Raw genomic sequence first — 12,481 nt, 5'->3', positions numbered from 1 at the left:
CTCCCCTTCCCTCCCCCCCCCCCCCCCCCCCCCCCCCCCCTCCCCCCCCCCCCCCCCCCCTCCCCCCCCCCCGCGTCGGCTTACCGGAACTTCCGGCTGGTCGCCAGGTAGACCTCCTTGGCGTTCGCGCCGAGGCGCGGACCGGTGACGTAGGTCCGGCGGTCGCTCAGGGAGTTGTTGGAGACGAGGTACGTACGGCCGTTGTGGCTCATGAACCAGGGGCCGCCCGAGGCGCCGCCGTTCATCGTGCAGCCGATCATGTACTGCGCCGGGTACGAGCTGGGGTAGCTGTACCCGAGCACCGCGCGCTTGGTCGCGCCACGGCAGTCGTAGATCTTCGAGCCGTCGTACGGGGACTCCGCGGGGTAGCCGCGCACCTTCATGTTCTTGATCTTGTTGGCGGCCGGGGCGTTGAACCACACCGGAAGCGCCGAACCGATGCTCTCCTGGAGGGACTTGTGGCCACTCTCCGGCTTCACGTGGATCACGGCGTAGTCGTACGCCGAGGCCACCGTCCCCTCGTGGGCGCCGCCCTTGATCCACGTCCCGGAGGTGGTGGCCCAGTCCGCCCACCAGATGCCGTAGGGCGAGACGGCCCTGGAGCGGATGTTCTGTCCGGCCTGGCTGATGTTGTACCGGCCGGTGTTGTCGAACGACGGAACGAAGGCGATGTTGCGGTACCAGCCGCCGCCCTTGCCCGCGTGCACACAGTGCCCTGCCGTCCACACCAGGTTGGACTTGCCCGGGTGCGCCGGGTCGGTGACCACCGCACCGGAGCACACCATGTCACCCTGCGGCGTGCTGAAGAACAGCTTGCCGACGGGCGCCGCGTAGTGGTGGTACGTCGTCGCGACCCGGGTGGCGGCCTTGCGCTTCACCAGACCGTCGGGCGCGTACATGTACGTGCGGCGGCCGCCACCGGTGCTGGTGTTGCGCGCCACGGTGACCCCGGGAATGCTGGCCGCGGCCTTGGCGACCCGCTCCGGCGTCCAGAAGTCCTTGATGTACGGGTTGGCGAAATCCTCGGCCCGGGACTTCCAGTGGCTGAAGTCCTTCCAGCCACCGTTCTTCCACTTCTGCATGGCCTGGCCGGTCAGCTGGGTGGGCACACCGGCCGGCAGCTTGAAGCCGCCGAGCGACGTCCCGCCGTCCTCTCCGGTGTCGACGCCCGGATCCTTCTGGCCCGCCCCCTGCGACGACGAGGCGGACGCCTTGGCACCCTCGCTGTCCTTGTTGTTGCAGGCCGTGGTGGTCACCATGACCGCGGCGATCACGGCGGCGGCGGCCGCGATGCCGCGGCGGCGTATGAATGGCATGGAGCTGGGTCCCCCTGTGGCTGATTCTTGTCATGCTCCGGCTTGGCTGGAGCCACCCCACTATGCACGGGCGCGGACGCGGAAAGATCATGGGGGGACGGCCGTACACAAGAGCTACATGACCGAAATCCTTCCGTGACATGACGTCACCTCGGACCGCCCGCATGGTTACGGGGTGTCAGGGGAGTGAGTCGGGGCGTGCGTCCTGGAGGCCGCGGGCCCCGGTATTGCGTTGTGGGTCCGGGGGTGACGTCCTAGGGTCACCGGAATGTCTTTGCGTCTTCGTATGCGTCAAGCACTGCCCGAAGCCATGCGTGCCCGTGACAAGGCCGCGGTGAGCGCTCTGCGTGCGACCCTTGCCGCGCTGGACAACGCCGAGGCGGTGCCCGTCGACGAGGCCGGGCCGCGCGGCTCGGCCCTCGAGCACACGCCGGTCGGTGTCGGCGTCACCGAAGCGGCGCGGCGCGAGCTGAGCGAGCGCGGCGTGGTGGACGTCGTGCGCGCCGAGGCTGCCGAGCGGCTGGCGGCCGCGGCGCACCTGACCGCTCCCGCGCACGCCGACCGGGCCGCACGGCTTCGCGCGGAGGCCGCCGTACTGCTGCGCTTCCTCGACGGCCCCGCGGGTGCATAGCGGCGGCTGCCGGGGAGGCGGATAGGTCGCTGGCAGAATATTTCGGTGACCGTTGTAATCTTGGGGGTATGGCCACCCGTACGAGTCCCCACCCGCCCACCAGGAGCTGGGCCGCACTGCTCACCGCCGAGCGGCCGCGGCCCGAAGGGATAAGGTCGCGGCCCAACGGCTGGTGGCTGGCCGTCGGCACGGTCTGCTTCGGCGCCTTCATGGGCCAGCTGGACGCCAGCATCGTCACGCTGACGTACGGCAGCCTGCGCACCGATTTCCACACCTCGCTGGCGGCGGTGGAATGGGTGTCCCTGGCCTATCTGCTCACCCTGGTGGCGCTGCTGGTGCCCGCCGGCCGGCTCGCCGACGCGCACGGCCGCAAGCTGCTGTACCTGTACGGGTTCGCCGTCTTCACCCTCGCCTCCGCCGCCTGCGGCCTCGCCCCCACGCTGCTCGCGCTCGTCGCCTTCCGCGTGGTCCAGGCGGCCGGTGCGGCCCTGATGCAGGCCAACAGCGTGGCCCTGGTGACCACCAGCGCCCCGCGCGGGAGGATGCGCAGCGCGCTGGGTGTGCAGGCCGCCGCCCAGGCCCTCGGACTGGCGCTGGGACCGACGGTCGGCGGGGTGCTGGTGTCGACGCTGGGCTGGCGATGGGTGTTCTGGGTGAACGTGCCGGTCGGCCTAATCGCCCTGGTGAGCGGCCACTATCTGCTGCCGCGCACCCGGGCCCGGACGAAGGCCGCCGGTTTCGACTGGCCCGGGCTGCTGCTGCTCGCGGTCGCCAGCACGAGCGCCTTGATGGGCGTGTCCGCGGCCTCCGGCCTCGCGGTGCCCGGCTGGGGCGTGGCCCTGCTCTTCGCGGCGGCCGCCGGTGCCGGCTGGGCCTTTGTGCGCAGGCAGCGGCGGGCCGCGGCGCCGCTGCTGGACCTGGCCCTGCTGCGAGTGCGGGCGGTGGCGTTCGGGCTGCTCGGGGCGCTGAGCGGCTATCTGGTGCTGTTCGGGCCGCTGGTGCTGGTGCCGGTCGTGCTCACCGCGCGGGGCTCCTCGGAGCTGACCGCGGGCCTGGTGCTCACGGCGCTGCCCGCCGGGTTCGCGCTGGCCGCGACCGGCGCCGACCGGCTGCTGCCGTCCGTGTCGGCGGACCGCGAGCGGTGCCTGGCCGGGGCCGCCCTGTTCGCCCTGGCGGTGGCCGCGCTGCTGGTCGTACCGCTCACCACGGGCTGGCTGGTGCCCCTGCTGGTGCTGACCGGGCTGGGGCTGGGTACCTTCACCCCGGCCAACAACGCCATGATCATGGGTGCGATCCCGGCTCGCTGCTCCGGGACCGGCGGGGGGCTGCTCAACATGACCCGCGGACTCGGTACCGCGCTCGGCGTCGCCCTCGTCACCCTCGCCCTGCACCTGGTGGGCGGTGGGGGGCAGCACGGCGCGCGATGGGCGGCCGGCACCCTCCTGGCGGCCTCCGCCCTGGCCGTCGCCTCGGCATGGCTGAGCCCGGGCGGCCGCCCTCGCCGCGTGTGAGCCCGGGACCGTCGCACGGGAACAATTCCGGCGCCCCGGGCGCTGCTCTGTGTACCCGGCTGTACCCACAGGGGTATGGGGGCCGTCCTGTCCGGCGGCCGCCGGGACGACCGGTGGAGGAGCGTGGGACCCATGGAAACGGCGCACACGGACCGGCCGCACCCGGCCGAGGAACACCTCGTGACCACGTGCGGGCGAAGGATCGCCGTACGACGTCTCCACCTCGGCCTGCCGGACCGGGCCGTCGGCCGGATCACCCTGGACGTGGGCGAGGACTGCGGCGGCGAGCCCGGGGTGTGGGCGGCGCTCACCCCCGACGAGGCACGCGACCTGGCCCGGCTGCTCCTCGGAGTGGCGGAAGCCGCCGACGACCACCGCTGACGCGCGGGGCCGCGGGGCAGCGCCGGTCGGCCTGCCGTCGTACCCCGCCCGTCTCTCGTTGCCGCCGGCGGAAGAGGCCCGGCCGCGACCGGTGTCCCACCGCAGAGCGCAACCGCCCAGCCGCACGGCGCCGAGGTACACCGGCTCGCTGCCACCCGTGTCGCCGGTGACGCCTGCGCCGTCGATGTCCGCGGGCACCGCCTCCGGGCCGGCCGGCCACCCCGAGGCGGGTGGCCCGGACACGGGGCCGACCCCCACCGCACTGTTCGCCGCCGCCCTGGCAGCGTGCCTCGCCTTCCGCGCCGGCCGCTGCCTCGACCTCACGGTCTGCCGCGCGCGGGGCTCCGGGTGAGCACCGAGTTCGTCATGGCCGGCGCCGCCCGCCCCGTGTCGCCTCCATGCGCGTCGTGGCGGTCCCGCCGCCGGAACGCGACGACCGGCGCCGCGCCGCACTGCTGGCAGTCGCCTCGCACTGCACGGGCCACAACCCTCTCGAACGGCACCCCGCGGTCGCCGTCGAACCGGCGGCGCCCCGAGCGTGCGGGGCGGCTCTCAGCGGGCCCGCAGTGCGGCGAGTGCCGCGTCCAGGTCGGCCGTGCGGGGGCGGTTGTGGGGGAGCTTGCCGAGCAGGACCGCCATGCCGCAGGTGTCGGTGAGGGCGGAGAAGACGAGGCCGCCCGCGACACCGGCCGAGAGCAACGCGAAGGCGGGGTGTACCAGCAGGGCGAGGAGCAGCCCCGGCAGCACCAGCGTGCCCGCGGTGAAGCGGACCTGCCGTTCCATGCTCCAGCCGGCCCGGGTGGGGCAGGCCGCGGGCCGGTGCAGATCGTGCCCCTCGGCGGCCCACGCGCTGGTGCCCCCGGTGAGGGTGGCGGCCGGTACGCCCTGCTCGGCCAGGATGCGGCAGGCGTTCTCGGAGCGGGCGCCGGACGCGCACACCGTGAGGACCTCGCCGCGCCGGGCCGCCTGCCGGATCTCCGGCAGCGCGCGGCGAAGGCGGTCCAGGGGGATGTTGAGGGCACCGGGCAGATGGCCGGAGGCGTACTCGCGGGGCGTGCGTACGTCGATGACGGTCAGCTCGTGCAGTCGCTCGTGGGCCTGGTCGGTGGTGAGGGTGCCGGGGGTGACGGGAGGTGTCATGACAGCTGTGATCCTTGTGAGGGCCGGAGGTTGTCGTCGTCGTCCCGATTCGGGACGTACAGTACCCCTAGGGGTATTGCTGTGGAGGAGTGATCGTGGAACTGGAGCTTGAGGGTGCGTCGTTGAAGGCGGTGCTGAACCGGCTGCGCCGGGCGCAGGGCCAGATCTCCGGGGTGATCCGGATGATCGAGGAGGGCCGCGACTGCGAGGAGGTCGTCACCCAGCTGGCCGCGGCCTCGCGGGCACTCGACCGGGCCGGTTTCGCGATCATCGCCACCGGGCTCCAGCAGTGCGTGGCGGACATCGAGTCCGGCCGCAAGACGGGGGAGGACTCGGAGCAGATGCGGTCCCGGCTGGAGAAGCTCTTCCTGTCGCTGGCGTGAGGCCGGCGGGGGGCCTCAGACCACCGCGTCGACCAGCATGAACCCGGCCACGGCCAGCAGCACCAGAGCGAACACCCGTTGCAGCGCGGCTCCGGGCAGCTTCGCCGACAGCCGCTTGCCGTCCCACGCGCCCAGCACCGCCGCCCCGGCGAACGGGCCGATGAGGGACCAGTCGAGGCCGCTCGCCGTACCGGCGCGCAGGGCCAGCGCGGCGAGCGAGTTGACGCTGATGACCAGCAGGCTGGTACCCACCGCCGCCCGCATGCGCAGGCCGACCACGTTGACCAGCGCGGGGACGGCGAGGAAGCCGCCGCCGACACCGAGGACGCCGGTGACCGTGCCCAGCCCGGCACCGGCCGCCGCCGCCCGCCCCGGCCGTACCGGCGCGGAGGCTCCGGGCGCCGGGTGGCGCCGGAGCATGGGGAGCGCGGCGGCGACCGCGACCCCGGCGAAGGCCACGGTCAGGGCGGCGGCCGGCAGCCGCCCGGCGAGCGCCCCGCCGAGCATCGCCGGCCCGATCCCGGCCGCGGCGAAGAACAGCCCCGTACGCCACTGGACCCGGCCGTCGCGGGCGTGTGCGAACAGCGCGGTGCCCGATGTGACGCTGACGATGACCAGGCTGGCGGTGGTGGCCGCGACCGGGGTGAAGCCGAGCAGATAGATCAGGGCGGGGACGGCCAGGACGCTGCCGCCGCCCCCGAGCGCGCCGAGCGCGAGACCGATGACGGCCCCCGCCACCAGCGCCAGCACCACCGCGCTCACGTGACGGTCCCTGCCCTGTCGTCCCCGTCCACCGTCGGCAGTCCCGCCGCGGCCCGGACCGGCATGCCGCCGACGACGTCCACGGCTTCGATGTCCCTCGCGTGCAGCAGTCCGGCGGCCCGCCGGGACCGGTTGCCCGAGCGGCATATCACGGCGACGGGCCCGGCCTGCGCCACCGACGGCAGCCCGGCACCGGCACCCGGCGCGCGCCCGGCCTGCCGCTCGTGGGGTTCGCGGACGTCGGGCAGTACGGCCGTGCCGTCGCTCCCGGCGGCATGCCCGGTGCGGTCGGCCGCCTCCTGCACGGTTGCGTGCCCGGGGCCGCCGCGGCCTCGGAAGATGTTCATCTCTCTCACTCCTGTGCGCTCCGGGTGCTCCGCGCGCCCGGTCACGGGGTCCGCACGGCGAGCCCGGCCCGCTCGGCCGCGTCGAAGGAGTCGTCCACCGCGACGACGCCCCGGCCGGCCGCGTCGAGCAGCGAGGCGGCGACGGCGGCGCGCATGCCACCCGCGCAGTGCACCCACACCTGCCCCTCGGGGACGTCGCCGAGGCGCCCGCGCAGCGCATGCACGGGGATGTGCACCGAACCCTCGATGAAGCCGTTCGCCCGCTCGGAGTCCCTGCGGACGTCCAGGACGACGACGCCGTGCCCGGAGTGGCGCGCGAGGTCGGCGAAGCGGGCCCGCGGAAAGGACGCGAGGGACTCGCCCTCGCGCACCCAGCGCGCCGGTTCCCCGGTGGCCGCGGCGGCCGGACGTTCGATGCCGACGCGCACCAGCTCGCGCTGGGCGGCGGCGAGTTGCCCGGGTGACTCGGCGAGCAGGGTCACCGGCCTGCCCCACGGGATCAGCCAGGCCAGGTAGGTGGCGAGCTGTCCCTCGGCCTCGAAGTTGAAGGAGCCCGCGACATGGCCCGCGGCGAAGGCGACGCGGTCGCGCAGGTCGACCACCCACTCGCCGGCGGCCAGCCGGGCGGCGATCTCCTCGGCGTCGGCGACGGCGGGCGGGGTGAGGTCGACGGGCGCGGGCCCGGCGGCGTTGGCCGGGCTCATGTGGGCGTAGTAGGCGGGGATGTCGTCCAGCCCGGCCAGCAGTTCGGCGACGAAGGTGTCCACGTCCCGGGTCAGGGCCGCGTTGGACGCCTTCTCCTTGCCGATGGTGGTGGCCTCGCCCTCCGCCCGCCCCGAGGAGCAGAAGCTGCCGAAGCCGTGCGTGGGCAGCACCGTGGTGTCGTCGGGCAGTTCGGCGGCCAGCCGGTGCGCGGAGGCGTGCTGGGCGCGGGCGAGGTGCCGGGTCAGCCGGGGTTCGACCAGGTCGGGCCGGCCGACCGCGCCGATCAGCAGCGAGCCGCCGGTGAACGCCGCGACGGCCGTGCCGTTCTCCTCCAGGACGTAGGAGGTGTGGTGCGGGGTGTGGCCGGGGGTGGCCAGCGCGCGCAGGGTCAGCGCGGCGGCCGCGTCGATCTCCGTGCGGTCGCCGTCGTGCACCGGGGTCCGCTCGTACGACACCTCGGCCGCGGCCGGCACCAGGTAGGCGGCGCCGGTGAGGCGGGCCAGCTCCAGGCCGCCGGTGACGTAGTCGTTGTGCAGGTGTGTCTCGACCACGTGGGATATCCGCACCCCGCGCCGTGCCGCTGCCGCGATCACCTGGTCGATGTCCCGTGGCGGGTCGACCGCTACGGCGCTGTGCGCACCGCCGGCCAGATAGCTGCGGTTGCCGAGCCCAGCGATCTCGATGGTGTCGATGAAGAACACGGGAGTGCTCCCTTCCGGTGAATCCGGTGAAAAATTACCCCCGGGGGTATCTAATTCGACAGTAGCATGAGTACCCCGGGGGGTATTTTGGGTCCGGTGTCGGGTACCCATCTACACCGCGGACCGGTACGGCACAGCTCCGCACCGCACAGAAAGGCCAGGTCATGCGCTACGACCGCAGCGTCCACCTCGACACCGACTTCGCCACCGCCGTCGCCCGGGTCCGGGAGGCCCTGGCCGCCCAGGGATTCGGCATCCTCACCGAGATCGACGTCACCGCGACGCTCAAGGCCAAGCTCGACCAGGACATGGAGGACTACGTCATCCTCGGCGCCTGCAATCCTCAGCTCGCCCACCGCGCTCTGGACGCGGACCGCACCGTCGGCCTGCTGCTGCCCTGCAACGTGGTCGTCCGTACCGACGGCGACGGTACCGCCGTACAGGCCCTGGACCCGGACACGATGGTCGGCCTGACCGGACTGGACGCGCTCCGGCCGGTCGCCGAGGAGGCCACCCGCCGCCTCGACGCCGCCCTGGCCGCACTCACCGCAGCCGACCCGGGGCACTGAGCCGCCCCGTACGCACGACACCCACCGGCACGGCGGACGCACCGGCCGTCCGAGCCGCGGACAGCCGGGCCGGGCGGGTCGGCGGCACGGCTAGGCTTGCCGCATGTCCGCGCAGCCCCGTACCGACGTCTCCTCGCCTTCTCCCGGCGGCGGTTCGTCGCCCGGCCCCGGGGGCGGGGAGCCGCAGGCCCGTCTTCTCACCGAGGCGGTGACCCGGCTGCGGCGCGCGCTGCGCTCCTCGATCCGCACCGACTACCCGTGGGAGACCCTGCCCATGGCGCAGGTCGAGCTGTTGCAGGTGCTCGGCGAGCACTCGCCCGCGCGGATCAGCGATCTGGCGTCCCGGCGGCGCCTGGCGGTGAGCACGGTCAGCGGGCTGATCGGTCAGATGATCACCGCCGGGCTGGTCGCCCGGGACGTCGACTCCGCCGACCGCCGGGCCTCCGTCGTGACCCTCACCGACGCGGGACGGGAGAAGCTCGACGCCTGGACCACCGCCCACGAACGCCGGATCGACGCGGCGCTCGCCGCCCTCGACGACACCGCCCGGGCGGCCATCGCCGACGCGCTGCCCGCCCTCTTCCAACTCGCCGAACATCTCGGCGAACCGGGCGAGGGCACGCCGCCGGCCTGAACGGCCACCGCGTCCGCCATCCCCCGGCACGCCGCTTCGGCCGGTGCCCGGTGGGGAACTCGGCGTCCGGAACGGGCGGAACGCCGACCGGTGGAGGAGGTGCCGTCGCCGTGGACGACTGGGAGATGTGGGAGATGCGCGACGAGGTACCGCTGTCGTCGCGTGAGCGGCTGACGCTGGTGCTGATCGAGGCGGAACTGAGCCGGGACCGCGGGTTCGCCCGCCGGATGGGCGCGGCACGGCGCGAGGTCTGGCTGCCGCTGGCGGTGGCGCTGCTGGCGGTCGCCTCGCTGTTCGTCGCCGTCATGGGCGTCCGCACCTCGGACGCCGGGCTCCTGTGGTGCTTCGCGGTGTTGTGGCCGATGACCCTCTGCCAGGCGTTCCGGCTGCTGTGCCGGGCGGCCCGGCACCGGCCGGGCTCCACCGACCGCGTCACCCCCTGGACGTGACGGCACCCCTGCCTGATGCACCCCGGCGCCCGCCCGCTTTTCCAGCAGGCGGGCGCCGGGGTGTGTCGACGCTCGGGACGGGCGCGTTCAGCCCTCCTTGCCCCGGCCGCTCAGCGCGTCCCGCATCCGGTCGACCAGGCCCGCCCCCGGCGCCAGCAGCTTGTTGGCCGGCGGGGTGTCGGGCGCCGACGGGTGCGGACGGGTCGGCGCGGTCTTCTTCGCCCGGCGCACCTTGTCGCCCAGGTCCATCAGCGCGTCGGGCGGACAGGCGGACTCCAGCCTCGGGAAGAGGTTCTGCTCCTCGTCCTGCACATGCGACCGGATCTCGCGCATCAGCTGCGTCATCAGCGTGTCGAACCGCGGGTCGTCCGCCTGGCAGCCCTCCAGATCCTTCATGATCTGTTCGGCCTGCGCGTGATCCTCCAGCTCCTTGTCGGCCAGCGCGTCCCCGCCCGGTACATGCTCGCGCACCGCGGGGTACAGATAGGCCTCCTCCGCGACGGAGTGCCGCACCAGCTCGATCGTGGCCTGGTCGGCGAGGTTCTTGCGTTCCGGGGAGCCGGGCGGCAGCGCCTCGATACGGCCGAAGAGCTCCTCGACCTCACGGTGGTCGGTGGTCAGCTCATTGATGACGTTTCCGCCGTGACCCATGTCATTACCTCCTGCGAGATCTGCGGGGCATCACGGCGGGCCGTGACCGGCCCGCCGTCGCCGCGCCGAGTGCCCCGCGTACGGCCCGCTACACGGCCCTCCCGCCGCCGGTCAGCGCATCGAGTGGCGGGCCGCGGCCGTCCGGCCGCATTCCGACAGCGCCCACTCCCACCAGTGGTCCAGCACCTCCTCGTCCAGCGCCCCCGCCTCCATCAGCGCCGGCCGGCCCAGCGTCCGCGCCTGCGCGCCGACCTTCGCGCCGCCCGCCACCGGGTCCACGGCGATCACCGGAGTGCCGGTGCGCAGCGCCAGCACCAGGCCGTGCAGCCGCGTGGTGACCACCACGTCGAAGCGGGACACGAGGGCGAGGAACTGCTCGGCCGTGCCGCACAGCCGCCAGTCGCCCGCGGCCGGCCGGGTGTCGGCCGCGACCCGGGCGCAGTCCTTGCCGGCCAGCCGGCCCGTGATCCGCGCGTTCACCTCCTCGTGCCGGCCGCGGGCGCCGTACTCGCCCTGCCCGGACGAGAACACCACGCCGGCCACCGGCGGCGGCGGACCCACCGGGGCGCCGGCGGCGAGGTCGGGCCGGGCCGGGGCGGACGTGCCGTCCCGGGCCAGGATCTCGTGGAAACCGGTGACCGCGGGATCCGCCGGATCGACGACCGAGACCCCGGCCGCCAGTCGCCGACAGGTCCTGAATCCGTCATGGAGCGCGGCCACCTGCGGCCCGTGCACCGGACCGCACACGAAGAGCAGCACGCCGTACGCCCCGGTCGCGCCGTCTCCGGTGACAGCGCGCCGGGCCGGAAGGCGGGCCGGGACACCGGGTGGTACCGGATGCCCCCCCGGGTCAGCGCCTGCGCCACCGTCCCGGAAGCCGAACCAGCCGGTCAGCAGCACCCGTTGCGGGTCCGGCCGGGCGCGCACAGCCTGCGCAGCACCGCCGCCGCGGTGTCGTCGTGCATGACCCTCTCCACCGTGCTATGAGATCTCCGGAGTCGCGCGAGTACCCGGCATTGCGGACAATTAGAATCCAACGTGTGAAACCAACTGGCAGGGAAACTCAGCTGCCAGTGCCGTCCAGCCAGCGGCGGCCGACCCGGGCGGTCCTCGAGAATCTGTGGGACCGGCCCCGGTGTTCTCCCTTCCCGAGCGGGCCGACGACATCGGGCCCCGCGGACGCGGCACGCGCCGAACGCCCATGACAGGGGCGCCGACCAGGCGCGGCACCACGCGGACGCCGCGGGCGACGCGGACGTAAGGAACAGCTCCCATGACTGGTGACACACCGTTCTCCTGGCGGCGCGCCCTGGTGACCGGCGGCGCCGGCTTCCTCGGCTCGCATCTGTGCGAGCGGCTGCTGGATTCAGGCGTCGAAGTCGACTGCGCCGACAACCTGGCCTGCGGGCGCCGCGAGAACATCGCCCACCTCCAGGACCGGCCGGGCTTCCGGTACGTGCACTGCGACGTCTCCGCGACCGGCTGCGCCGAGCTGCTCACCGGGCCGTACGACCTCGTCCTCCACTTCGCCTGCCCGGCCTCGCCCGCCGACTATCTGCGGCTGCCCCTGGAGACCCTGGACGTGGGCAGCCTCGGCACCCGCAACGCGCTGGCGATCGCCGCCCGCGACGGCGCCCGCTTCCTGCTCGCCTCCACCTCCGAGGTGTACGGCGACCCGCTGGTGCACCCGCAGCACGAGGGCTACTGGGGCAACGTGAACCCGATCGGGCCGCGCAGCGTCTACGACGAGTCCAAACGCTTCGCCGAGGCCCTGGTCACCGCCCACGCCGGCACCCGTGGCACCGACGCCGGGATCGTGCGGCTGTTCAACACCTACGGGCCGCGCATGCGCGCCCACGACGGCCGCGCGGTGCCCACCTTCATCTGCCAGGCCCTGGCCGGCGAACCCCTCACGGTCACCGGCGACGGCAGCCAGACCCGCTCGCTGTGCTACGTCGACGACACCGTCGACGGCATCCTGCGGGTGGCCCAGAGCAGGTCCGTGCGGCCCGTGAACATCGGCGGCAGCGACGAGATCACCATGGCCGAGCTGGCCCGGCGCGTCGTCGCCCTCACCGGCTCCCGCTCCCCGATCGCGTTCGTCGACCGGCCCGTCGACGACCCCGGCCGGCGCCGCCCCGACACCGCCCTCGCACGCGAGCTGCTCGGCTGGTCGCCGCAGGTGCCCTGGGAGGAGGGCCTGAAGCAGACCATCGCCTACTTCGCCGCCCAGCAGCCGCCGGCGCCCGACGGCCAGCCGGTGCCGCGGTCCTGACCCCGCCCCCTCGCCGCCCAGGAGAC

The 12,481-nt window shown here is 74.0% G+C and carries 16 protein-coding genes; 9 read left to right on the top strand and 7 right to left on the bottom strand.

The window, feature by feature from the left end; genetic code table 11:
- Positions 1-80: 80 nt before the first annotated feature.
- Positions 81-1,316, bottom strand: coding sequence for a trypsin-like serine peptidase (locus tag ACZ5CZ_RS21585; protein WP_468945035.1), 1,236 nt, complete (start codon positions 1,314-1,316; stop codon positions 81-83).
- A 310-nt stretch (positions 1,317-1,626) separates the two neighbouring features.
- Here ACZ5CZ_RS21585 and ACZ5CZ_RS21580 point away from each other — a divergent pair, with 310 nt between their 5' ends.
- The 4 genes from ACZ5CZ_RS21580 (at position 1,627) to ACZ5CZ_RS21565 (ending at position 4,191) form a co-directional block, all read left to right on the top strand.
- Positions 1,627-1,947 (top strand): hypothetical protein, encoded by a 321-nt coding sequence (locus ACZ5CZ_RS21580; protein ID WP_468945087.1) that lies wholly within the window; start codon positions 1,627-1,629, stop codon positions 1,945-1,947.
- Between the two features lie 68 nt (positions 1,948-2,015).
- The gene (locus ACZ5CZ_RS21575) at positions 2,016-3,458 is read left to right on the top strand and encodes an MFS transporter (RefSeq protein WP_468945032.1); all 1,443 of its coding nucleotides are present in this window, start codon (positions 2,016-2,018) and stop codon (positions 3,456-3,458) included.
- A gap of 132 nt (positions 3,459-3,590) precedes the next feature.
- Entirely contained in the window at positions 3,591-3,839 is a 249-nt protein-coding gene (locus ACZ5CZ_RS21570) for a hypothetical protein (protein WP_468945029.1), read from the top strand.
- Between the two features lie 166 nt (positions 3,840-4,005).
- A complete protein-coding gene (locus ACZ5CZ_RS21565) occupies positions 4,006-4,191 on the top strand; it encodes a hypothetical protein (protein WP_468945027.1) in 186 nt (61 codons plus the stop codon).
- A gap of 200 nt (positions 4,192-4,391) precedes the next feature.
- Here ACZ5CZ_RS21565 and ACZ5CZ_RS21560 read toward each other — a convergent pair whose 3' ends face one another.
- A complete protein-coding gene (locus tag ACZ5CZ_RS21560; protein WP_468945025.1) occupies positions 4,392-4,979 on the bottom strand; it encodes a rhodanese-like domain-containing protein in 588 nt (195 codons plus the stop codon).
- Positions 4,980-5,074: 95 nt separating this feature from the next.
- Here ACZ5CZ_RS21560 and ACZ5CZ_RS21555 point away from each other — a divergent pair, with 95 nt between their 5' ends.
- Complete coding sequence (locus tag ACZ5CZ_RS21555; protein WP_385841208.1) at positions 5,075-5,362, top strand: metal-sensitive transcriptional regulator; 288 nt, start codon at positions 5,075-5,077, stop codon at positions 5,360-5,362.
- A 15-nt stretch (positions 5,363-5,377) separates the two neighbouring features.
- Here the strand turns inward: ACZ5CZ_RS21555 and ACZ5CZ_RS21550 are convergent, their stop codons facing one another.
- From ACZ5CZ_RS21550 to ACZ5CZ_RS21540, 3 genes are read right to left on the bottom strand one after another with little or no spacing between them, the layout of a single operon-like run.
- On the bottom strand, positions 5,378-6,124 hold the full coding sequence (locus tag ACZ5CZ_RS21550; protein ID WP_468945023.1) for a sulfite exporter TauE/SafE family protein: 747 nt from the start codon (positions 6,122-6,124) through the stop codon (positions 5,378-5,380).
- Positions 6,121-6,471, bottom strand: a complete 351-nt coding sequence (locus ACZ5CZ_RS21545; protein ID WP_468945020.1) for a rhodanese-like domain-containing protein — start codon at positions 6,469-6,471, stop codon at positions 6,121-6,123. The genes ACZ5CZ_RS21550 and ACZ5CZ_RS21545 overlap by 4 nt, the downstream gene beginning before the upstream one ends.
- 41 nt (positions 6,472-6,512) lie before the next feature.
- Positions 6,513-7,877, bottom strand: a complete 1,365-nt coding sequence (locus tag ACZ5CZ_RS21540) for an MBL fold metallo-hydrolase (protein WP_468945017.1) — start codon at positions 7,875-7,877, stop codon at positions 6,513-6,515.
- A 164-nt stretch (positions 7,878-8,041) separates the two neighbouring features.
- Here ACZ5CZ_RS21540 and ACZ5CZ_RS21535 point away from each other — a divergent pair, with 164 nt between their 5' ends.
- From ACZ5CZ_RS21535 to ACZ5CZ_RS21525, 3 genes are all read left to right on the top strand, one after another.
- A complete protein-coding gene (locus tag ACZ5CZ_RS21535; protein ID WP_468945014.1) occupies positions 8,042-8,446 on the top strand; it encodes a DUF302 domain-containing protein in 405 nt (134 codons plus the stop codon).
- Positions 8,447-8,549: 103 nt separating this feature from the next.
- Positions 8,550-9,080, top strand: coding sequence for a MarR family winged helix-turn-helix transcriptional regulator (locus ACZ5CZ_RS21530; protein ID WP_468945012.1), 531 nt, complete (start codon positions 8,550-8,552; stop codon positions 9,078-9,080).
- Between the two features lie 110 nt (positions 9,081-9,190).
- A complete protein-coding gene (locus ACZ5CZ_RS21525; protein ID WP_468945009.1) occupies positions 9,191-9,529 on the top strand; it encodes a DUF3040 domain-containing protein in 339 nt (112 codons plus the stop codon).
- An 87-nt stretch (positions 9,530-9,616) separates the two neighbouring features.
- On the opposite strand, the gene ACZ5CZ_RS21520 is transcribed toward ACZ5CZ_RS21525, so the two are convergent.
- Entirely contained in the window at positions 9,617-10,180 is a 564-nt protein-coding gene (locus ACZ5CZ_RS21520; RefSeq protein ID WP_385841201.1) for a hemerythrin domain-containing protein, read from the bottom strand.
- Between the two features lie 111 nt (positions 10,181-10,291).
- The gene (locus tag ACZ5CZ_RS21515) at positions 10,292-10,939 is read right to left on the bottom strand and encodes a polysaccharide pyruvyl transferase family protein (RefSeq protein ID WP_468945006.1); all 648 of its coding nucleotides are present in this window, start codon (positions 10,937-10,939) and stop codon (positions 10,292-10,294) included.
- Positions 10,940-11,453: 514 nt separating this feature from the next.
- On the opposite strand from ACZ5CZ_RS21515, the gene ACZ5CZ_RS21510 reads away from it, so the two are divergent.
- A complete protein-coding gene (locus ACZ5CZ_RS21510; RefSeq protein WP_468945003.1) occupies positions 11,454-12,455 on the top strand; it encodes an NAD-dependent epimerase/dehydratase family protein in 1,002 nt (333 codons plus the stop codon).
- Positions 12,456-12,481: the final 26 nt, after the last annotated feature.

Source organism: Streptomyces sp. NPDC031418 (assembly GCF_055581605.1).
This window is presented reverse-complemented; position numbering and strand designations above follow the sequence as displayed.

Excerpts from the sequence above, each read along its gene's own strand:
- ACZ5CZ_RS21585 (WP_468945035.1), bottom strand. The coding sequence starts at position 1,316 with ATGCCATTCATACGCCGCCGCGGCATCGCGGCCGCCGCCGCCGTGATC.
- ACZ5CZ_RS21580 (WP_468945087.1), top strand. The coding sequence starts at position 1,627 with ATGCGTGCCCGTGACAAGGCCGCGGTGAGCGCTCTGCGTGCGACCCTT.
- ACZ5CZ_RS21575 (WP_468945032.1), top strand. The coding sequence starts at position 2,016 with ATGGCCACCCGTACGAGTCCCCACCCGCCCACCAGGAGCTGGGCCGCA.
- ACZ5CZ_RS21570 (WP_468945029.1), top strand. The coding sequence starts at position 3,591 with ATGGAAACGGCGCACACGGACCGGCCGCACCCGGCCGAGGAACACCTC.
- ACZ5CZ_RS21560 (WP_468945025.1), bottom strand. The coding sequence starts at position 4,979 with ATGACACCTCCCGTCACCCCCGGCACCCTCACCACCGACCAGGCCCAC.
- ACZ5CZ_RS21545 (WP_468945020.1), bottom strand. The coding sequence starts at position 6,471 with ATGAACATCTTCCGAGGCCGCGGCGGCCCCGGGCACGCAACCGTGCAG.
- ACZ5CZ_RS21535 (WP_468945014.1), top strand. The coding sequence starts at position 8,042 with ATGCGCTACGACCGCAGCGTCCACCTCGACACCGACTTCGCCACCGCC.
- ACZ5CZ_RS21530 (WP_468945012.1), top strand. The coding sequence starts at position 8,550 with ATGTCCGCGCAGCCCCGTACCGACGTCTCCTCGCCTTCTCCCGGCGGC.
- ACZ5CZ_RS21520 (WP_385841201.1), bottom strand. The coding sequence starts at position 10,180 with ATGGGTCACGGCGGAAACGTCATCAATGAGCTGACCACCGACCACCGT.
- ACZ5CZ_RS21510 (WP_468945003.1), top strand. The coding sequence starts at position 11,454 with ATGACTGGTGACACACCGTTCTCCTGGCGGCGCGCCCTGGTGACCGGC.